Origin of the sequence: Arcicella sp. LKC2W (assembly GCF_034931005.1) — a bacterium.
GTDB lineage: Bacteria > Bacteroidota > Bacteroidia > Cytophagales > Spirosomataceae > Arcicella.
On record NZ_JAYGIN010000017.1, the window covers coordinates 98,693 to 118,935 of the forward strand.

Genomic DNA, 20,243 nt, shown 5'->3' on the forward strand with positions numbered 1-20,243 from the left:
AACATGAAATTTATTGCACACTTTTCCAGAATTTTCGTTGGAGTTATCTTTATCTTTTCGGGACTTATTAAACTCAATGATCCCGTTGGAACAGAAATCAAATTAGAAGAATACTTTGATGTATTTGCTACTGATTTTCCCGCTATGGCTGGTTTTTGGCACTTTTGGGTTCCTTACGCTTTGTACGTTTCTATCTTTTTGTGTGCTTTAGAATTGGTTTTGGGTGTTTGTCTTTTGGTACAATATAAGCTCAAATCTGCTTCATGGATATTGTTGGCTACTGTTATTTTCTTCGGTTTCTTAACGTTTTATTCGGCATATTTCAATAAAGTTACAGACTGTGGATGTTTCGGTGAAACCATCAAATTAAAGCCTTGGACTTCGTTCTGGAAAGATATGGTTTTGCTATTTTTTATCTTGATTATCCTTTGGCAACGCAATATTTTTGCCGACAAAAAAACGGGAATGTGGGTTGGAATGTCAATCATTTTCTGTCTTTTCTTAGGTGTTTATGCCGTAAAATTCCTTCCTCCTTACGATGGACTTCCTTATGCTGTTGGTCAAGATATTGCTAAAAATATGAAGCCGTCTGAGCCGTTGAAGTTTAAATATATCTACGAAAAAGACGGTAAGTCTTTGGAAATGAATGATATGCCAACTGATACGACTTATAAATTTAAGGAAATGATAACCTTGAATGAAGAAGCAGCAAAAGCGAAAATTACCGATTATAACATTTGGAAAGATGGTGATTCAACGGATTATAAAACGGAAAGTTTTGTGGGTAAAAAATTGATGATTATCATTCCTGTTGTAGCAAAAGCCAGTACAGATGATGTTGATAAAATTAAATCTTTAGCGAAAAGTTTAGAAGGTTCAGACGTAAAAGTTTGGATTTTGAGTGGCTCGCCAGAGGAAGAAATCAATAATTTCCGTCACGAAAATCAGTTGGCTATTCCAGCATATAGTTCAGATACAAAAGTGTTAAAAACTATCGGCAGAGCAAACCCAACTATTTGGTTATTGAAAGACGGTATCGTAAAAGGTAAATGGGCTCATGCCGAAACGCCTGATAAAGCGGAGGTGATTAGTATGTTTTAGGACTTAGGTATTGGGTGTTAGAATAAGCATTGAAATGTCTTAGCGAAATAGCTTATCCTAATACCCAAGCACTGAACCATAGTGCCAATTTTCTACGTATTTATAACATTTAAGTTCTATATGAAAATACAAAAATTTGAAGACTTGATTGCATGGCAAAAAGCTCAAAAATTAACCTTACAAATATATAAAACGTATGCTACGCTTAAAGATTGGGGATTCAAAGACCAAATTCAGCGGGCATCGGTATCAGTTTCTAATAATATTGCAGAAGGGTTCGGTAGGAATAGTTTGTTAGAGTACATAAGATTTCTTTACATTGCTCATGCTTCTTGTAATGAAGTAAAATCAATGGTTTATTTATCGTTTGGGTTGGATTATATTTCTGAAGAAATACAAAAAGAATTAATCGAAATGTGTAATGAGTAGGGAAGAATCATAAATGGTTTAATCGGTTCTCTACAAAAACTAAAACCTAATTCCTGAGACCCAAAACCTCTTGGTATGAAAAATATTTTCCTAATTGGAATGCCCTCATCGGGCAAAAGTACGCTGGGGCGACAGCTTGCCAAACGCCTTAATTTTCAGTTTATTGACATGGATGATTTAATTACTAATCAAGAATTATCATCCGTTTTTGACATTTTCAAATTTAAAGGTGAAGATTATTTTCGTCAAGTAGAAAGTAAAGTTTTGAAAGGAATTGCTCCTAATCAAAAATTAGTAATTGCTACTGGAGGCGGTGTTCCGTGTTTTTTTGATAACATGGAGTACATAAAAGCTAACGGAACAAGTATCTTTTTGAATGTTCCTCCCGAAGATTTATTAAAGAGAATTCACAAAACGGATGTCAATAATCGCCCGTTGATTGATAAAAGAAAAGCTGATGATGAACTTTTAAAGGAATTGACGGCAAGGTTTGAATATCGCCTTCAGTTTTATGAAAAGGCTGATTTGCAAATAGATGGCAATATTGATGTTGACCAACTTTTGTGGCTTTTAGAAGAAATTGAGAGTAATTAAAGGTGATAGGAATTAGGTATTGGGTTTTAGTTATTGTTTCTGAATATTTCTCTAAAACCTAATTCCTGACCCCTAAAACCTACAATCAAGCATATTTCTTTTTACGCATAAAACTCTTTAGTAATCCTGCCAAAACCAACACTACAATTGGTACAATGAGATTAATGGCTTGCCAATATTCACGGTCGTCTTGCAAGGCTACTTTGTCTAAGGGACGAAGCGTAATTTCCTTATTTCGAGCTGTGATAACACCATTATCGTCCAAAAGATAATCAACGGCATTCAGCACAAAATCTTTATTGGCAAAGGTATTTCCCGAATATTTATCAAAACCTAAAGGCAAAGGTGTATTTTGTTTGCGGTCAAAATCATTCACAGGAATATCACCATCTGAACAAACAATAATTTTTGAAGCCTTAGCACTTGGTTTGAATGTTGCTGAACGTGGGTCGTTGGGTAAAATTCTGTTCTTAAATAATGATTCAAAATTTCCTTCCAATAATAATCCTACCGTTTGCACGCCCGCTTTATACTGACTTGCATCAAGTTCTTTATTGGCAAAATTATAACTCATAATGGCAGGTGCTTTTAATAATTGCGTGTATTGAGAAGTCATCAATAAAGGCGTTTTTGTAATTCCATTTGCTCTAACAGTATCCAAAGAACCCACATATTTGGTATAAACAGCGTCCAAATTCTTGACAATTGGCGATTTTCCGAAGGTATTAATCAAAGGATAATATTGCCAAGGAACAAGCTGAATATTGGCTTTATTACCAAAATTACCTACATCTAAAGGAATGGCGGCACACATTTGAGCATCTTTAATGAGGTTGGGATTGAGACGAACGCCGTACTTAAACAACAAATCTTCCAAACCAACGCTTTGTACCTGAGCTACACTTCCTTCTCTTGCCACAGAATCAACTTTTACGGCATCCATGAAAAAAAGTGCCTTGCCTCCATTGATAATAAATTGGTCAATTTTGTATTTATCATCATCGTTGAACGGTTGGTCGGGCTTCATGACCAAAATACCATCTAAACCATCAAGCGTTGGCGATTGGCGTAAATCGACTGGATATAATTCATAGTTTTTCTTCAAAGCACCAATCAAATCTAACTGATTGACAGCTGGTAATGTTGAGTAATTCACGAAAATCCCAATCTTCTTTTTCTGGCTTGCCGTGAGCGTTTTTATTGCAGAAGCCAATTGATATTCTACGCCTTCATACGACTGATTGAGGACTTCTTGTGGCGATGCCATTTTGTTCCCTTTCAATAAAAGTGTAGCAATTTCTTTGTCTTTGTACGTAATTACTGCTCCTGGAACGACCAAACTTTGCGTTTTTTTGCCGTCTTCATTTGCCATAACATTGGTAGGAGGGATGCCTTTTTGGGCTAATTCTATAATTTTTTCATTACGAGTTTTTTCATCTTTGTATTCAGCATTTAGGTCGATAAAAGCATATTTGATGTTTGTTCCTCCATAAATCTGAAATTCGTCTAAAGTTTCATGTACCGCATTTTCCAAGCGTTTGAAACCCGATGGAATACTTTTTCCTGTCAAATAAACTTTCACATATACTTCATCGTCAAGGTTTTTGAGTAGGTTTTTTGTAGCATCATTTATCGTAAAACGTTTTTCTTCCGTAAGGTCAACTCTAAAGAAAAACTGATTTGCCAATACATTCAAGCCAATTATTGCACCGACTACGAGAAGAATTTGAATGATTTTATTTTTCATGAAAGATATAAATAATTGTGATTTAGTGATTTGTGTTTAAACCTCATCAAAGGTGTCAAATGCAACGACTTGATTAATAACGTTTCAAAATTAGTCCGTATTTGTTTTTTGAAGAAATAAATTTTTAGAACTAACGCAGGTAGGGTTTGAACCCTGCCTGCGTTCATCTCCATATAAATTATAATGTCAGGTGGTTATAGAAACTATTTTCCGATTTCTAATTACCAATAACCAATCCCCACTTCCTAAACTTTCTGCAAAGATTTTGAAACTACTAATGCCATCGCTTCCGCAGATTCACTGGCAAATAAATGTTGCGTCATTTGGAGTAAATGCGAGTTGAAAATATGCTCTTTATACAGTTGATTATCAAGCTTATAAGCAGTGTCACAAATGACTAAATGATATTGCTGACTCAATACATCATAAATGATAATTGGATTTGAAATACTTGTGCCAACCTCGAAACAAAAGATAAAAACAGGAAAATCAAATAGTTGTAAGCCACTCAAACTTGGGACAATTTCAGAATCAAAAAACTCATAATGGAGTAAATGATGCTCGAATCTTCGTCTTTTTAAACATTCAGACAACTCTCTTAACTTCCGATTCATCACTGCCAACGGCGTTTCGGATACCTTAAATTGGCTAATGGGTTGCCATGAATTACTACTCAATTCAAGATATTCCATAGCGTCAGACGATAAATCTAATTTGTAGTCAAACATCGGATAATGCGGAGCAAAATATCCAGGATAAAAGAATTTCATTCCCTGTTTTTGACAAAATTCCATTTTTAAAAGCATCAAATATTTTCCCAAACTATGCTTTTTATAAGCAGGGTCATAAAAACAAACAATGCCTTCTGAACTGTCTTTTCCTAAATCAATAATGCCACAAGCAATTAATTTTTCGTTGTCATAAACACAAATTTCGTAAGAATCATATACGTTTCTAAAACCATTATTATACAAAAGATGGCTTAGTGACGGAGCAGTATCAAAAGGAACGGAATTTTTATATTCATCGAATAAAGTGATTTGTTCTGAAGAAAAATCAGGCGATGTTAGTCGAACCGCAACGTTAAACTTACTGTTCAATTTCCTGATTTTTTGTTGTGTTTTGGAAGGTACAAATGTATTTAAATCGACCCTCAACCAAATTGCACTATAAAATAAGCCCTTAAATTTGAGGAAGTTAGTCGTAAAAATATTTTGCCCCATTCTAAACCAACCCCGTTCTAAATAATCATCCAATTGTTCTGAAAGGATTGGTTCGGATGGAAAATGTAATTCTGCAAGCATTTATTTTTATAGAGCGAAAAGCGATTAGCGAAATTAGTAATTGTATTACTAAGCAGTCAGTTGTCAAGTATTAAGTTGATAGCTGACTGCCGATAGCAAGTTATATCGAAATTCTAATTTTTTGCTCGATAATACATCGTTGAGCAATTGTCTTTTGTTAAGGTTTTTTGGGCATATTTTGAAATCTCATCGGTTGTAACACTTTGAATTCTACTTGATTCCTGATTGGCGTATTCAACATTGCCTGCATTGGCGGCAAAAGCCAAATTCATGGCACGATTCAACAATTCAACTTCTGAGAAAACTAAAGTTGATTCCGCCTGATTTTTTACTTTGGTTAATTCTTCTTCTGAAACTGGGTTTTTCAAGAAATCGTCCAAAACATCTTGAATGGCTGCATCACCTTCTTCAATGCTTACCCCTTGATTCAAATTTCCTTGAATAACCATTAATCCGGGGTCAAGCGAAGCTGTAACGTAAGCATTTACGGAGTTGAAAATTTGATTTTCCATCACCAATTTATAAAGTCTTGACGATTTACTTCTGCCCAAAATATCACTCATCAAATCAGTTGCGTTGAAACCTTCATCGTGTCGTCCTTGGGTATGATAAACCTTGTAAATAGCATCTAAAGGCACTTCTGCTTCCGTTTCTAAAAACCTTGAAGCTGTTTGTATTCCTTCGATTGGCAAGTTTTTTTTCACCACATTTCCCGCAGGAATTGGCTCAAACCATTTTTTGCAAAGTTGTTTTACTTGCTCAACGCTTACATTTCCTGCTACTACTAAATTCGCATTATTCGGCAAATAATGTTTGTAGAAAAACCCTCGAACATCATCCATAACGGCATTTTCAATGTGCGAAATTTCTTTGCCAATCGTTGCCCATTTGTATGGGTGGGTTTGGTAAGCAAGCGGACGAAGTTTCAACCAAACATCTCCATAAGGCTGGTTTAAGTATCTTTGCTTGAACTCTTCAATCACCACTTTTTGTTGTACATCCAAAACCTTTTGGTCGAAAGAAAGAGCCATCATACGGTCAGATTCTAACCAAAAAGCCGTTTCAAGATTTACCGCAGGCAAAGTAATATAGTAGTTTGTAATATCTGGCGATGTAAAAGCGTTATTCTCTCCGCCGACTTTTTGTAATGGCGTATCGTAAGACGGAATGTTTTTTGAGCCACCAAACATCAAATGTTCAAATAAATGAGCAAAACCCGTTTTGTGTTCCTCTTCGTCCCTCGACCCCACATTATAAATGATATTAACCGCCGCAAAAGGCGTAGAATTATCTTGGTGAACGTAAACGTTTAATCCGTTATCTAATATAAAATGCTCGTAACTTATCATTTTTTAGCGTTTTGTTTGAAATTGCTTGCAATTCTCAAGTAACAATTGGTATTTTTAAATTCTCTACCCAAATCCGATTAACAAAGATACTTTATCATTAAAACATTCTCTCTTTCAAACTTGAATAAAATCCAATATGAAAAAAATATATTCGTTGTCAGAACCATCACTTAAAATAACTAAACGCTTTTTGTGCTTATTATTTATTATTTATGGCTTTTTACCTACTGTTTCCCAAGCTCAGATTTTAAATGATGCCCTTACTCGTCAGCAAATTTCACAGGGTTTAGATAAAATGTATTCGTATGATTTTAAGGAATCGGCTGAGATTTTTGCCAGAATTAAAGCAAAATATCCACAACACCCTGTTTTTTATACTTTGATGGCGATTCAAACCGAACTGCAATATTTTCCTTTGAAAGATTATCCTGCTCAACAAAAAGTATATTTGGCATATTTGAATCAGAGTAGAAATCTCGCAGAAGCCATGTTGGATAAAAATGAAGATGACATTGAAGCCAGTTTTTTTGAATTGGCAACGTTGGGTTATATGGCTGCTTTTGATGCTGATAATCAGGAGTTTATGAAAGCGGTTGGCGTGGCAAAAAAAGCCTATTCACACCTAAAAAGAGGTTTGTCTTTAACCGATAAACAACCAGAGTTTTTGTATTCGTCAGGAATTTATAATTATTACCGAATTGAATATCCTGAAACGCATCCTGTTATAAAATCGGTTATTTGGATGTTTGCCGATGGAAACAAAAAATTAGGATTACAACAATTAGATTTAGCGACAAAAAAGACCATTTTTGTGAAAAATGAAGCTACTTTTTATGCAGGATATGTTCACACAAAATACGAATCAAATTTTGCTAAAGCCTTGACTTACAACAATATCCTGATTGAAAAATATCCAGACAATTTACTCTATCAAATGCAAAGAGCAGAGTTTTTGTATGCTGTTGGTCGTTACGAAGATTCGGAGGATTTTGCCGATAAAATTTTGAAACAAAAAGGTGCAATGTTCCAATGTGCAGGTTCGATTTTTAAAGGATTGATTGCTGAAAAGCACAGAAAAGACGATAAAACGGCTGAGGCTTTATTATTGAGAGGAGTCAAATTTCCTTTTGACGAGCGTTTTACCAAAGATTACCACGCCCTTGCCTATATGGGACTCGCTCGCATGGCGAAACGTTCAGGCGAACTTGATAAAATGAAGGAATACGCAAAAAGAGCCACTAAATTGGCAGAATATAAATCTACTTTAGCTGAAGCGAAAGCTATTTTAAAGTAGTTAGTTAGAGGATAGATTTTAGATTATAGAGGACAGAGTTTAGAGGACAGAGTAAAAAGTTATCCTCTATTCTCTGTTGTCTTTTCTCTATACTCTGACATCTATCATCTAAAATCTATTCTCACCCTCGCATTTCCTGCAATAATTTATTCGCAAAAATGAATTCGTTTAACTCTGGAACAGTCGATGTTCTGATATTATTGCTATCGCCTTCCCAAAGTTTTTTGCCTTTGTAGAGGAACATAATCTTTTCGCCCATACCAATTACCGAATTCATATCATGTGTAATTACGATAGTTGTGATATTAAATTCATCTGTGATTTCTTTGATTAAATCATCAATTTTTACAGAAGTCAGTGGGTCAAGTCCAGAATTTGGTTCATCACAAAACAAGTATTTCGGATTCATCACAATTGCTCTGGCAATCCCAACTCTTTTCTTCATACCTCCCGAAATCTCCGAAGGCATTCTTCCACCCGCATTTTCCAATTCAACTCTTTTTAAACAGAATTCTGCACGGTCAATTTTCTCTTTTTCCGACATATCTGTAAGCATATCCAACGGAAATTTTACGTTTTCCAAGACTGTTTTAGAGTCAAATAATGCTCCTCCTTGAAACAAAACGCCCATTTCACGACGAATCGTTTTACGAGTTTCTTCATCAGAATTATGAAAATCTCGACCGTCGTAGAGAATTTGTCCTCTTTCTGGTTTTACGATACCAATCATACTTTTCAGCAACACACTTTTACCCGTGCCACTTCCTCCAATAATCAAAGAAGTATCGCCAGGTTTAAAAGTACCGTTGATACCCATTAATATATCTCGTCCATTAAAGGCTTTATTGATGTCTTTTATTTCAATCATAATAGGTTTACTTGATAATATTTAAAATTCCCATCTTCTGTAATAATTGTCAATTCTTCTTCTTGAGCCTGTGCTATCAAAAGTCTATCGAAAGGGTCATTATGATAAAATGGGAGCTTTTGTAATCGTTCTAATTGTTCAACTGAAGTATTTAAAAGCGTAAATAAATTATGCTTTAAGTGAATTTCAAGCTCAGATAAAGACATTGAAACCGATAATTTCCCAAGACTCTGCTTTATGGCGATTTCCCACAAACTTGCATAACTTACAACAATATTATTAGCCGAATCATTCAATATTTCAGCAAATCGAGGAGCGAGTTTTGGGTCATTTTCAGCGTGCCAAATGAGGATATGTGTATCAATTAAATAATTCATTTTTGAGGCATATAATCTTCAAACCCTTCTGGTGTTGCATCAAAATCATCCGCAACATTACTAAAAATCCCCTTTCCCCAACCAGCTTGACGTGGTTTTGGGGAAGATGTACGCATTTCAGCTTTATCCAAAATCTGTTTGACTCTTGCTAATAACAAGGTGTCTTGCAATAAGGCTATTTTGTTGATTAACTCTAATTTTTGTGCTTCTATCGTCATAACATCAGAATTTTAAACAAATTTAAAGAAACTTACAGATTTTCAATATCATTCAAATATATTTCCGCTTGCTTCAGTATTTCTGCTTTTTGCGAAGGCTGCATTTTGTTCCAAGTTACGTAAGCCATTCCAATTCTTGGATTCTTGGAAAGTTTGTCGGCATGGCGGTCGTAAAAATCCCAATAAAGACTATTAAATGGGCAGGCTTTAAATCCTGTTTTCTTAGATTTGTCATAAAAACACGTGCCGCAATAATGACTCATTTTGTCGATATAATTTGCCGAAGCCACGTAAGGTTTAGACCCAACAATTCCGCCATCTGCATACTGACTCATACCCCTTGTATTGGTAATTTCAACCCATTGAATGGCATCAATATAAACACCTAAATACCATTCGTCCACTTGGTCGGGATGAATGCCTGCCAATAGGGAAAAATTGCCAATAATCATTAAACGTTGAATGTGATGAGCATACGCAAAATCTAAGCTTTGCCCGACAGAATGTTTCAAACAGTTCATTTTTGTTTGTCCATTCCAAAACCAATTGGGTAGTTTTCTTTCGTGATTGAAATAATTAAGGTTTTCATAATCAGGCATTTTTGTCCAATAAATACCCCGCATATATTCACGCCAACCGATAATTTGTCTGGCAAAACCTTCAATTTGCGAAATACTTATTTTATCCTGATTTTCCTCCCAAAACTTCACGGATTTTTCAATGATTTCCAAAGGCGAAATCAATTTTACATTCATTGAAAACGATAAACGAGAATGATAAATAGACCAATAGGAGGGGTGCATCGCATCTTCATAAGTCCCGAAATTTTCAAGGCAATTTTCCACAAAAAAATCTAAAAGTGCTAATGATTCTGTCCGTGTAGTTGCCCAAATAAACGCTTTGGGATTTATTCGACCAATCGTTTTTATTTCTTGTTTTTGTACTAAATTATAAATTTGAGAAACGTCTTTGTCAAAAGTTATCGGTTCAATCGGACGGTGATTATTCGGCAGTTTTTTACGGTTATCGGCATCATAATTCCATTGTCCTGTCAAAGGCTCTGAGCCATCCATCAAAATACCGTATTTCTTCCGCATCATTCGGTAGAAATTTTCCATCAAAAATGTCTTTTTCCCTTTGAAAAAATCCGAGAAATCAGTTGGCGAAATCATAAAATGCTCCGTATCACAACCCGATTTTTGAGCAAAATCTTTCAACTGCTCACTCAACCGATATTCATCAGGTTGTTGATATTCAAAAATTTCAATATCAAGTTCTTGAATAAGATTATCCAGATTATTCGTGAGAGATTGCGTATTCTTTTCATCGTCTAATTTTAGATAAATTACTCGATGTCCTTGCGTCCGTAAGTCTTCCGCAAAGGCACGCATAGCTGTAAAAAAAGCAATGATTTTTTGGATATGATGATTGACATAATTCGTTTCTTGCCGAATTTCCATCAGCACATAAAAGATATTTTGGTCTTTTTGCTGATACCAAGAATGTTGGTGATTGAGTTGGTCGCCGAGGATAAGGCGTAGGGTTGGTTTTTGCATAAAAAAAGCAGAGTCATTATTTAACTCTGCTTTAATAACTTATATCTAATAAGATTGTTAAAATTCTTATTTAGAACTCAAAACTGCACCATAATACTCACGGTTCATACGAGCTATGTTTTCCAATGAAATACCTTTTGGACATTCAGCTTCGCAAGCTCCTGTGTTGGTACACGCTCCGAAACCTTCTGTGTCCATTTGGGCAACCATTTTCTCCGCACGCATAGTACGTTCTGCTTGTCCTTGTGGTAATAAAGCTAATTGAGAAATCTTCGCTGAGGTAAACAACATCGCCGAAGCATTTTTACAAGCTGCTACACAAGCACCACAACCGATACACGCTGCTGCTGCAAATGCCTCATCTGCGTGGTCTTTACCGATTGGTAAAGCATTGGCATCTTGTGCATTACCTGTGTTGATTGAAACATAACCACCTGCCGAAATGATACGGTCGAAAGCTGAACGGTTTACCGCTAAGTCTTTCACAATTGGGAATGCTTGAGCTCTCCAAGGTTCAACAGTAATAGTATCACCATCTTTGAAGCTACGCATGTGTAACTGACAAGTAGTTACTCCTTTATTTGGCCCATGAGGTTCACCATTGATGTACATCGAACACATACCGCAAATACCTTCACGGCAGTCATGGTCGAATGCTACGGGAGAATCTCCTTCATTGATAAGACGTTCGTTCAAAACATCAAACATCTCTAAGAAAGACATATCTTCTGATATGCCCGCAACTTTATAGTCTTGAAAATTGCCTTCTGAGTTGGCATTTTTCTGACGCCACACTTTGAGCGTCAAATTCATATTTCCTTCCATTATTTATTAGGATTTAGGGGTTGGGGGGTAGGATTTAGTGTTGCCCTTCACTCGGAAGATTTAACTTTTCATTCAATGATTTTAATAAGCTGTTTAATAAAATCAGAACTTCTTCTATTTTCTTTTTACCCTCTAACGCCTGAATATTTGTGATATAACCTAAATTCTCTGAAATAATAATACAGGTTTCTGCTTCCATAATTGACCCTCTGGCTATTCTTAAAACTGAATATAACTTTGGGTACTGTGTCGTCCATATCCTTCTGCAATATTGAGTGAAACAGATACTGTTGCACGTCTCAATTGAGAGGTAAGCCCAAATGTTTCATCTTTGGGAAAACTTTTTGATAAATTATATATAAAGGTTACAAGCTCAATTGCTCTTTGCCAAACTCGTAAATCTTTATAACTTTTTATCATTGTTTTTAGAACTATATTATGAAAATCAAGATTTAGAATTTAGTGTATTTTACGTGATTACGTTTCTATGTCTAAATCCTAAATCCCAACCCCTAACCACTATTTATAATTTCTTTGAGCAATTTTAATATTCTCGTAAATCAACTCTTCTTTGTGCAATTCATACGCTGACTGTCCTTTGTATTCCCATGCGGCAACATACATATAGTTTTCGTCATCACGTTTTGCTTCTCCACCGTCTTCTTGGTATTCTTCACGGAAGTGACCTCCACATGATTCATTACGGTTAAGAGCATCAATACACATCAATTCGCCAAGTTCTAAGAAGTCAGCTACACGAGCAGCTTTTTCTAACTCTGGGTTGAATTCGTCTGCATCTCCTGGAATTCTCACATCTGCCCAGAATTCTTTCTGTAATGCTTGAATTTCAACGATTGCTTCTTTCAAACCTGCTTCGTTACGAGCCATTCCACACTTATCCCACATGATTTTTCCTAATTTCTTGTGGAAATAATCAACAGATTTCGTGCCTTTAATACCCATCAATTGGTCGATAGTTTCTTGAACTGCCTTTTCAGAAGCTGCAAATTCAGGAGCATCAGTTGGAATTGCTTTTGTACGAATATCTCCTGCCAAATAAGCACCAATTGTATAAGGCAATACGAAATAACCATCAGCCAAACCTTGCATCAAAGCAGAAGCTCCCAAACGGTTAGCACCGTGGTCAGAGAAGTTGGCTTCTCCCAAAGCATAAAGCCCTGGAACGGTTGTCATTAAGTTATAATCCACCCAAAGTCCACCCATTGTATAGTGAACCGCAGGATAGATACGCATTGGAACTTCGTAAGGGTCTTCACCAGTAATTTGCTTATACATATCAAACAAGTTACCGTATTTTTCCTTCACTACTTCTTTACCCATTACTTGCAATTCGTCAGTAGAAGGATTAGCAAGTCCTTTTTTGTTGGCTTCGATACGACCATAACGCAAGATAGCTTCTGCATAGTCAAGATAAACTGCCATTTTAGAAGTACCTACCCCATAACCTGCATCGCAACGTTCTTTAGCCGCACGAGAAGCAATATCACGAGGTACTAAGTTACCAAAAGCAGGATAACGACGCTCCAAATAATAGTCACGCTCATCTTCTGGAATTTGAACGGCCAAACGAGTATCATTTTGTTTTTTCGGAACCCAAATACGACCATCATTTCTCAATGATTCTGACATCAAAGTCAATTTCGATTGGTGGTCGCCAGATACAGGAATACAAGTTGGGTGAATTTGTGTATAGCAAGGGTTTGCGAAGAATGCACCTTTGCGGTGAGCTTTCCAAGCAGCCGTTACGTTAGACCCCATTGCATTTGTAGAAAGATAGAATACGTTACCGTATCCACCTGTACACAATAACACAGCGTGTCCGAAATGTCTTTCTAATTTACCAGAAATTAAATCACGAGCAATGATACCACGAGCTTTGCCGTCAATCATTACTACGTCCATCATTTCATGGCGAGTGTACATTGTTACGTTACCCAAACCAACCTGACGTTGTAAAGCTGAGTAAGCACCTAACAATAATTGTTGTCCAGTTTGTCCAGCAGCATAAAAAGTACGTTGTACTTGAGTACCACCAAAAGAACGGTTTGATAACAATCCACCATATTCACGAGCAAAAGGAACGCCTTGAGCTACGCATTGGTCGATGATATTACCAGAAACTTCAGACAAACGGTGTACGTTTGCTTCTCTTGCACGGTAGTCACCACCTTTGATAGTATCATAAAATAAACGGTGAACAGAGTCACCATCATTTTGATAATTTTTAGCAGCATTGATACCACCTTGAGCAGCAATTGAGTGAGCTCTACGTGGTGAATCTTGGAAACAAAATGCTTTCACTTTGTATCCTAATTCTGCCAATGAAGCAGCAGCAGAAGCACCAGCCAAGCCAGTACCTACCACGATAACTTCGATATTCCGCTTATTAGCAGGGTTTACTAACGGTACTGATGACTTGAACTTTGTCCATTTCTCATCAATTGACCCGTTAGGTATTTTAGCATCTAATTTAGTTGACATAAACGTATTTATTTCAGTTAGAAGTCTTCAGTTTACAAAATTATGATGTTCTGAAAACTTACAACTATTGACTTATGACTTGCGACTAATATTACTTACGACTTAAAAATTATTGAATCCAACCGAAGTGCATGGCAATTGGCATGGCAGCAAAAATCAAAGGGATAAGAATTGAGAATCCTGCACCTAAACCCTTAACAAAAGGAGTGTATTTTGGGTGATTCCATCCCATTGTTTGGAATGCACTCTGGAAACCATGTAATAAGTGGTAAGCCAAAGAAAGACATCCTAAAACGTACAATGCTACTGGGAATGGATTGGCAAAAACCTCAACCATTTCTTGAAAAAGCGTTTTTTGACCTCCTGTAATAACGTCAGTAAAGCGACTCACAACCCAAAAATGGCGTAAGTGAATTACCAAGAAAATCAATAATAATGAGCCTAAAAGACCCATTGAACGTGAATACCAAGTAGAGTTTGCTTCTCCTTTTACAACGGCATACTTTACTGGACGTTTCTCATTGTTTGATTTCCAAAGCATTAAGCCATCCACAATGTGAATAATGAATCCTGCCATCAGAGCTACTTCCGAAACTCTAATGAATAAATTGTTTGCCATAAATTCAGCGGCTTCGTTGAATGTATGCCCACCATCATTAAGAAAAATACAAGCATTAATTCCACAATGCACTAAAAGAAAGGCAATTAGCGAAAGCCCCGTAACAGCCATGATGAGTTTTCTACCCAATGAACTTGTTAATGTTTTTGTTACCCAAGACATTTGTTATTAGTTTTAGTTATTAAAATTAGGAGTTTAGGCTTAGGGCTTAGGATTTAGAAATGAGAATATTAAATCTTGAAAAGGTAAGATAGTTTAATTACAAAATCATACATTTTCCCAATAAGTCTTTAAATTCCACTTCCTAAATCCTAAGCCCTAAATCCTGACACCTCTTGACCCCAAAACTACTACCCAAACGCCTGTCTTTCAAATTATCTATCACTTTTTAGCAATTATTTATAATGTTTTTACGTTTTTTTACAATAAAACAAGAATAAGCCGTTATTTTCTGTTTTACTGAAATTGTTAAATTGATATTGGTTTTTTAACCTTATGTTTTAAAAATTTGTTTTGTTTGTAGGTAAAAAAAAATAATGTTTTAACTTGTGGGCAAAAGCCTGACCTTTTTATTCAACGTCACATGAAATTAAGATTACTATATATTCTCGTGCTGGGGTTCTTTTTGAGCCTTAACGCTACAAAATCTTACGCTACTCACATGAGAGGAGGTGAGATTTCTATTAAACGGATTTCTACAACATCTCTTACGTATGAATTTACGCTAACCATTTATTGTGATAATACTGGTGGAGGTGGATTGAGAGCTTGGACTGAACAGAAAACGGCTAAATTTTGCTTTGGAGATGGATTAGGTGTTATCATTGAAGCTCCCAGAATTAATGGCGGAGGAAACGGTGAAGACCTTGGAAATGGTGTAGCAAAGGGTGTTTATAAGGCTACTTATACTTTTGCTGCCGCTGCCGATTATAAGGTTTCAGTAGCAATATCTAATAGAAATGCCAATGTTAGAAACGTGGCGGGAGCTTCAGACCAAATTCCATTTTATGTAGAAACTATTTTGAAGGTAAATCCAGGTTTGGGACAAAACTCAACGCCAATTTTATTAAACCCTGCGGTTGATTTGACGGCAGTGATAGGACAGAAGTTTATTCATAATCCTAACGCAATTGACGTTGAGGGTGATAGCCTTGCCTATAAATTAGTTCCTTGTAGAAAAGGGAATCAAGATGATTGTAAAGACCGAGGAACGGCAATTACGGGATTTGTTCAGCCCAACGAAGTGGCTTCTGCCTCAAGTAATTTTACTATCGACCCACGAACAGGGGATTTAGTTTGGGATGTTCCTCAAGAGCAAGGTTTGTATAACTGTGCCTTCATTGTGGAAGAATGGAGAAATGGTGTACTGATTTCAATAACGGTGCGTGATATGCAAATTGAAGTAAAGGATGCTGATAATGCCGCTCCGAAAATAAAAATCCCTGAAGATATTTGTGTAGAAGCAGGAACATTGATAAATGAAATTATCACAGCAATTGATATGCCTGCTAAACAAGGTAGATTGGATAGCTTGAAAATTTTATCAACAGGGGCAGTTTATAAACTTATTGATAGCCCAGCTTATATTTCACCAGAATTTGCCACCTTCACTTCTACAAAGACAACTATTAGTCAATTCTCTCCAGCTTCATATATATTTAGATGGCGAACAAGTTGTAGCCATATCAGGCAAGAACCGTATGATATTTTATTCAAAGTATCGGATTCTCCGCTGTCAAGAAGCATTCCGAGTTTGGTAGATAGTAAAAATTGGCGTATTAAAGTGATTGCCCCAAGGGTTAAAAATCTTAGACTTACGCCAAATGCAGGTAGCCGAACCATGACCCTACAATGGGATAGTTACGCCTGCCAGAATGCAGGAGCAGTTATCATTATCTACCGAAAAGAAGGTTGTGATACCTATAAACCCGCCGTTTGTACCGTTGGTTTGCCTGCTAATTTAGGGTATGTTGAAGTTGGGCGTGTGCCAGTTTCTGCTACAACTTATATTGACCGAAATCTTAAACGCAATACTGATTATAGTTACAGAACGGTTGTGTTATTTACCAATGGAACAAACTCAACAATGAGTGTTACTTCAGACCAAGCCTGTGCTAATTTACCGTTTCAAGGTCCAGTGATTACCAATGTAACTGTTGATAAAACAAATCCAACAGATGGGGAAATTACAGTCAAATGGATACGTCCAATTAGTTTAGACAAATCGCAGTTTAAAGGCCCATATCAATTCCGTTTATTCAGAGCTACTGGTGAAACTGGTGCCACTGGATTTACGCAAGTATCGCCAAATATTGATACCGACTTAACGGCGGGTAAATTAGATACGCTTTTTGCCGATAATAAATTAAATACAACTGATAATGTATATCGTTACCGCTTAGTATTTTACTATACTGATAACTCAACATTGACACCTTTAGATACCACTGAAATAGCAAGTAGTGTACGCTTAACTGCTACGGGCGGTTTAAAAAATGTAAGTTTATCATGGAAAGCAACTGTGCCGTGGAATAATGAAAATCAGATTCATAGAGTTTATCGTGAGACTAAACAAGGCTCTGGAATTTTTAATAGAATTGCCGAGGTTCCAGTTACCAATACAAGTACATTTAGATTTACAGACACAGGAGTAGATACTTACGCTGCTGATGGTGTTGTGATTGCTAAAATGTCTCCAGATTCATCATATTGCTATAAAATTGAAACTGTGGGTACGTATGGTGATGCCAAAATAAAACCAACCTTGTTGTATAATTTCTCGCAAATTACTTGTGCAACCCCATTTCTATTACCTTGTCCTCCTGATTTAACAATTGATATTTTAGATTGTAATCAATTGAAAAATGATGAATCAAAATGTAATCAGACAACTTTTGAGAATAAGTTGAAATGGACAATGCCAACCAAAACAAGTGCTATTGAAGAATGTGACCCTGAGATTGTGAAATATACCATTTACTTTGCACCACGTGCAGGAGTAGATTTCACTAAAATAGGAGAGGTAACATCTCCAAGACCACCCGATAGAGCATTTACACATACCAAAACTGACTCATATTTAGGTTGTTATTACGTTACAGCTACCAATCGTTTCGGGAAAGAAAGTGAGAAAAGTAATACCGTTTGTAAAGACAATTGTACAAGTTTTGACTTACCAAATATCTTTACGCCAAATGGTGATGGTAAAAATGATATTTTTCAAGCCATGAAATGTCCACAAGCTGTTCAGAGTGTAAACTTTATTGTTTATAATCGTGCAGGACAAAAGGTGTATGAATACGTAGGAGCAAAATTGGAATGGAATGGCAATGATGCCTCAGGTAATCAAATGCCAGCAGGTTCATATTTCTATACTTGTGACGTACAATTCTTAACATTAGACCCCACTTCACCATTATTAAGTCTGAAAGGTTGGGTTGAATTGGTTAGATAATAATCTTTGATTATCAACTATTAACGTCGTTGAGTAATTCCATAGCCGAATTATTCAACGACGTTTTTTTGGCAGAACCATGATTCAGAAGAATAGAATATTTCAAGATTTTACTTTAGTCATATTCTATTCTAAAATGATATATCGTTTTGTAAGCCTACCGTTAAATCATAGTTCAGAGGATTTTACAAACAAAAACGCCATGAAAAATTACTTTCATGGCGTTTTTATAATAGAGGATTGATACTATACTAAGCTATCAGCAATTTGCTTGAACTCTTCAACGTCAATACTCTTTGATTCAATTTTCATATTGGCGACAATTACATCAGAGATTTTAGAAGCATACACTTCATTAAACATCTTCATGAAATTGTCTTGTTTATTCTTGTCTGTCAAATACCCGTTAGCAATACGGTCAATCATTTCGTTCATGCTATCATCAGCACCACCCATCATGCCAAACTGTCCACGAATCATATCTTTCGTTCTCTCTAAAACTTCTGGATATTCAACTTTGATTTCGTTTTTAGTAGCGATTTCGTTTTTGATTAAATTCCAACGAATGTCTTTTTTAACATTCTCGAAATCATCTTCAATTTGTTCTGGAGTGAATTTCCCTTCGTTGATTTCAACTAACCAAGATTTCAAAAACTCTTCTGGCAATTCAATTGAAACATTTTCTAAAAGAGCTTTTTCTGAATCAATTTTCAATAAATATTCAGATTCACGCTTATAGTTAGACTTGATGATTTCCATAATTTCAGCACGGAAATCTTCTTCCGAAGAAACTTTACCTTCACCTAAAATTTTATCAAAAAATGCTTGGTTCAATTCAGCAGGCATTTGACGAGTAATATCTTCTACTACAAAAGTTACTTCACCCGTTAAACCTGTTTTATTACCAGTTGCCAATTCAATTGATTTTTCATCAACAAAAGTAGCTTGTAAGTCAAATGTTAAAGTAGCATCTTTAGCAACTCCGATAAAAGTTCCTTTTGCTTCTTCTTTGATAGCTTTGAATGGAATTGCAGATTTTTCAGACCACTCACCTTGCGTAAATGTTCCAAAAATCATATCACCTTCCTCAATAGAATCTGGGTGAATTTGTTCTCCACCATTTTTCTTTAAGTTCTCAAGTGTTTCTTCTACTTCTTTCTCAGTTGCTTGAATATCATAAGTTTTTACCGCTGGAATTTTATCAAAATCAACTATAAATTCTCCTGCTAAGCCAAGATTATAAGTAAAGTTAAATTCCTTTTGGGTATCCCAATCAATAAGGTCTTGTTCCCCACGTGCAGGCATTGGTTCGCCTACAAGGTTTAGGTTGTTTTCACGGATGTATTCTTGTACAGCCTTTCCTAACATTTGGTTAATTTCTTCAACTAAGACTGATTTACCAAACATCTTTTGAACCATCTGCATTGGTACCATACCTGGACGGAAGCCTTTGATATTAGCACGCTTACGATAATCTTTAAGATTTTTATCAACTTGAGGTTTGTAATCTGCTTCTACAATTGAAACGACCAAACGGGCATTTACAGGGGTACTTTTTTCGAGAGAAATGTTCATTTTTTGATTTCGGATAGTTGATTACGGATTACGGATTTTATTTCCGTCAAATCAATTGATGGCATTAATTTTTAAATAATTTTATCAAGTGCTGATAATTTGAAACTCAATAAAATGCACTATAAATTCAGATTAGTGAGTATTTCGTAAATCCGCATTCCGAAATTACCAAACTGAAATTAAAAAAGCCCTCAAAACCGAATCGGTTAAAAGGGCTTTGATTCTTTTCACTTTATGACTTGATAAGTGAAATAGTACGGGCGGAGGGACTCGAACCCCCATGCCTCACGGCGCCAGATCCTAAGTCTGGTATGTCTACCAATTCCACCACGCCCGCTTGCGTTGTTGGATTCGTTCCTTTTGGGAGTGCAAAATTAAGAAGACCTTTTTTTATTTGCAAGAAGTTTGGCAAAAAAGTTTTTATTTTCTTT

General features: G+C 36.0%; 16 protein-coding genes, 1 tRNA gene and 1 pseudogene. 5 read left to right on the forward strand and 13 right to left on the reverse strand.

The window, feature by feature from the left end; genetic code table 11:
- Positions 1-3: 3 nt before the first annotated feature.
- From VB796_RS14550 to VB796_RS14560, 3 genes are all read left to right on the forward strand, one after another.
- Entirely contained in the window at positions 4-1,101 is a 1,098-nt protein-coding gene (locus VB796_RS14550) for a BT_3928 family protein (protein ID WP_323347292.1), read from the forward strand.
- Between the two features lie 120 nt (positions 1,102-1,221).
- Positions 1,222-1,530: a four helix bundle protein gene (locus VB796_RS14555; RefSeq protein ID WP_323347293.1), complete on the forward strand. Its 309-nt coding sequence runs from the start codon at positions 1,222-1,224 to the stop codon at positions 1,528-1,530.
- 75 nt (positions 1,531-1,605) lie between these two features.
- Positions 1,606-2,124, forward strand: coding sequence for a shikimate kinase (locus tag VB796_RS14560; RefSeq protein ID WP_323347294.1), 519 nt, complete (start codon positions 1,606-1,608; stop codon positions 2,122-2,124).
- An 85-nt stretch (positions 2,125-2,209) separates the two neighbouring features.
- Here VB796_RS14560 and gldG read toward each other — a convergent pair whose 3' ends face one another.
- From gldG to VB796_RS14575, 3 genes are all read right to left on the reverse strand, one after another.
- Positions 2,210-3,871 carry a gliding motility-associated ABC transporter substrate-binding protein GldG gene (gene gldG / locus VB796_RS14565; RefSeq protein WP_323347295.1) on the reverse strand — a complete coding sequence of 554 codons (1,662 nt, stop codon included), beginning with the start codon at positions 3,869-3,871 and terminating at the stop codon, positions 2,210-2,212.
- A gap of 245 nt (positions 3,872-4,116) precedes the next feature.
- Positions 4,117-5,175: an arginyl-tRNA--protein arginylyltransferase gene (locus VB796_RS14570; RefSeq protein ID WP_323347296.1), complete on the reverse strand. Its 1,059-nt coding sequence runs from the start codon at positions 5,173-5,175 to the stop codon at positions 4,117-4,119.
- A gap of 113 nt (positions 5,176-5,288) precedes the next feature.
- Positions 5,289-6,524, reverse strand: a complete 1,236-nt coding sequence (locus VB796_RS14575) for a pitrilysin family protein (RefSeq protein ID WP_323347297.1) — start codon at positions 6,522-6,524, stop codon at positions 5,289-5,291.
- 136 nt (positions 6,525-6,660) lie between these two features.
- Here VB796_RS14575 and VB796_RS14580 point away from each other — a divergent pair, with 136 nt between their 5' ends.
- Positions 6,661-7,818 carry a hypothetical protein gene (locus tag VB796_RS14580; protein WP_323347298.1) on the forward strand — a complete coding sequence of 386 codons (1,158 nt, stop codon included), beginning with the start codon at positions 6,661-6,663 and terminating at the stop codon, positions 7,816-7,818.
- Between the two features lie 121 nt (positions 7,819-7,939).
- On the opposite strand, the gene VB796_RS14585 is transcribed toward VB796_RS14580, so the two are convergent.
- From VB796_RS14585 to VB796_RS14625, 8 genes and pseudogenes are all read right to left on the reverse strand, one after another.
- Positions 7,940-8,686: an ABC transporter ATP-binding protein gene (locus VB796_RS14585; protein ID WP_323347299.1), complete on the reverse strand. Its 747-nt coding sequence runs from the start codon at positions 8,684-8,686 to the stop codon at positions 7,940-7,942.
- Positions 8,683-9,063, reverse strand: coding sequence for a type II toxin-antitoxin system VapC family toxin (locus tag VB796_RS14590; RefSeq protein WP_323347300.1), 381 nt, complete (start codon positions 9,061-9,063; stop codon positions 8,683-8,685). The genes VB796_RS14585 and VB796_RS14590 overlap by 4 nt, the downstream gene beginning before the upstream one ends.
- A complete protein-coding gene (locus tag VB796_RS14595; protein ID WP_323347301.1) occupies positions 9,060-9,281 on the reverse strand; it encodes a hypothetical protein in 222 nt (73 codons plus the stop codon). Before VB796_RS14595 ends, VB796_RS14590 begins: the two co-directional genes overlap by 4 nt.
- A gap of 32 nt (positions 9,282-9,313) precedes the next feature.
- The gene (locus tag VB796_RS14600; RefSeq protein WP_323347302.1) at positions 9,314-10,837 is read right to left on the reverse strand and encodes a cryptochrome/photolyase family protein; all 1,524 of its coding nucleotides are present in this window, start codon (positions 10,835-10,837) and stop codon (positions 9,314-9,316) included.
- A gap of 66 nt (positions 10,838-10,903) precedes the next feature.
- Positions 10,904-11,650 (reverse strand): succinate dehydrogenase/fumarate reductase iron-sulfur subunit, encoded by a 747-nt coding sequence (locus VB796_RS14605; protein ID WP_323347390.1) that lies wholly within the window; start codon positions 11,648-11,650, stop codon positions 10,904-10,906.
- Between the two features lie 46 nt (positions 11,651-11,696).
- Positions 11,697-12,082, reverse strand: a pseudogene (locus VB796_RS23785) (four helix bundle protein).
- A 99-nt stretch (positions 12,083-12,181) separates the two neighbouring features.
- Positions 12,182-14,164 carry a fumarate reductase/succinate dehydrogenase flavoprotein subunit gene (locus VB796_RS14620; RefSeq protein WP_323347305.1) on the reverse strand — a complete coding sequence of 661 codons (1,983 nt, stop codon included), beginning with the start codon at positions 14,162-14,164 and terminating at the stop codon, positions 12,182-12,184.
- A gap of 109 nt (positions 14,165-14,273) precedes the next feature.
- Positions 14,274-14,945, reverse strand: a complete 672-nt coding sequence (locus VB796_RS14625) for a succinate dehydrogenase cytochrome b subunit (protein ID WP_323347306.1) — start codon at positions 14,943-14,945, stop codon at positions 14,274-14,276.
- A gap of 421 nt (positions 14,946-15,366) precedes the next feature.
- On the opposite strand from VB796_RS14625, the gene VB796_RS14630 reads away from it, so the two are divergent.
- Complete coding sequence (locus VB796_RS14630) at positions 15,367-18,237, forward strand: gliding motility-associated C-terminal domain-containing protein (protein WP_323347307.1); 2,871 nt, start codon at positions 15,367-15,369, stop codon at positions 18,235-18,237.
- 246 nt (positions 18,238-18,483) lie between these two features.
- On the opposite strand, the gene VB796_RS14635 is transcribed toward VB796_RS14630, so the two are convergent.
- On the reverse strand, positions 18,484-19,812 hold the full coding sequence (locus tag VB796_RS14635; protein ID WP_323347308.1) for a trigger factor: 1,329 nt from the start codon (positions 19,810-19,812) through the stop codon (positions 18,484-18,486).
- A gap of 255 nt (positions 19,813-20,067) precedes the next feature.
- Positions 20,068-20,149, reverse strand: a tRNA-Leu gene (locus VB796_RS14640).
- Positions 20,150-20,243: the final 94 nt, after the last annotated feature.

Bases quoted from the DNA above. Each gene is read 5' to 3' on its own strand.
- VB796_RS14635 (WP_323347308.1), bottom strand. From the start codon at position 19,812: ATGAACATTTCTCTCGAAAAAAGTACCCCTGTAAATGCCCGTTTGGTC.
- VB796_RS14555 (WP_323347293.1), top strand. From the start codon at position 1,222: ATGAAAATACAAAAATTTGAAGACTTGATTGCATGGCAAAAAGCTCAA.
- VB796_RS14585 (WP_323347299.1), bottom strand. From the start codon at position 8,686: ATGATTGAAATAAAAGACATCAATAAAGCCTTTAATGGACGAGATATA.
- VB796_RS14595 (WP_323347301.1), bottom strand. From the start codon at position 9,281: ATGACGATAGAAGCACAAAAATTAGAGTTAATCAACAAAATAGCCTTA.
- gldG (WP_323347295.1), bottom strand. From the start codon at position 3,871: ATGAAAAATAAAATCATTCAAATTCTTCTCGTAGTCGGTGCAATAATT.
- VB796_RS14605 (WP_323347390.1), bottom strand. From the start codon at position 11,650: ATGAATTTGACGCTCAAAGTGTGGCGTCAGAAAAATGCCAACTCAGAA.
- VB796_RS14590 (WP_323347300.1), bottom strand. From the start codon at position 9,063: ATGAATTATTTAATTGATACACATATCCTCATTTGGCACGCTGAAAAT.
- VB796_RS14575 (WP_323347297.1), bottom strand. From the start codon at position 6,524: ATGATAAGTTACGAGCATTTTATATTAGATAACGGATTAAACGTTTAC.
- VB796_RS14620 (WP_323347305.1), bottom strand. From the start codon at position 14,164: ATGTCAACTAAATTAGATGCTAAAATACCTAACGGGTCAATTGATGAG.
- VB796_RS14550 (WP_323347292.1), top strand. From the start codon at position 4: ATGAAATTTATTGCACACTTTTCCAGAATTTTCGTTGGAGTTATCTTT.
- VB796_RS14630 (WP_323347307.1), top strand. From the start codon at position 15,367: ATGAAATTAAGATTACTATATATTCTCGTGCTGGGGTTCTTTTTGAGC.
- VB796_RS14570 (WP_323347296.1), bottom strand. From the start codon at position 5,175: ATGCTTGCAGAATTACATTTTCCATCCGAACCAATCCTTTCAGAACAA.
- VB796_RS14560 (WP_323347294.1), top strand. From the start codon at position 1,606: ATGAAAAATATTTTCCTAATTGGAATGCCCTCATCGGGCAAAAGTACG.
- VB796_RS14600 (WP_323347302.1), bottom strand. From the start codon at position 10,837: ATGCAAAAACCAACCCTACGCCTTATCCTCGGCGACCAACTCAATCAC.
- VB796_RS14580 (WP_323347298.1), top strand. From the start codon at position 6,661: ATGAAAAAAATATATTCGTTGTCAGAACCATCACTTAAAATAACTAAA.
- VB796_RS14625 (WP_323347306.1), bottom strand. From the start codon at position 14,945: ATGTCTTGGGTAACAAAAACATTAACAAGTTCATTGGGTAGAAAACTC.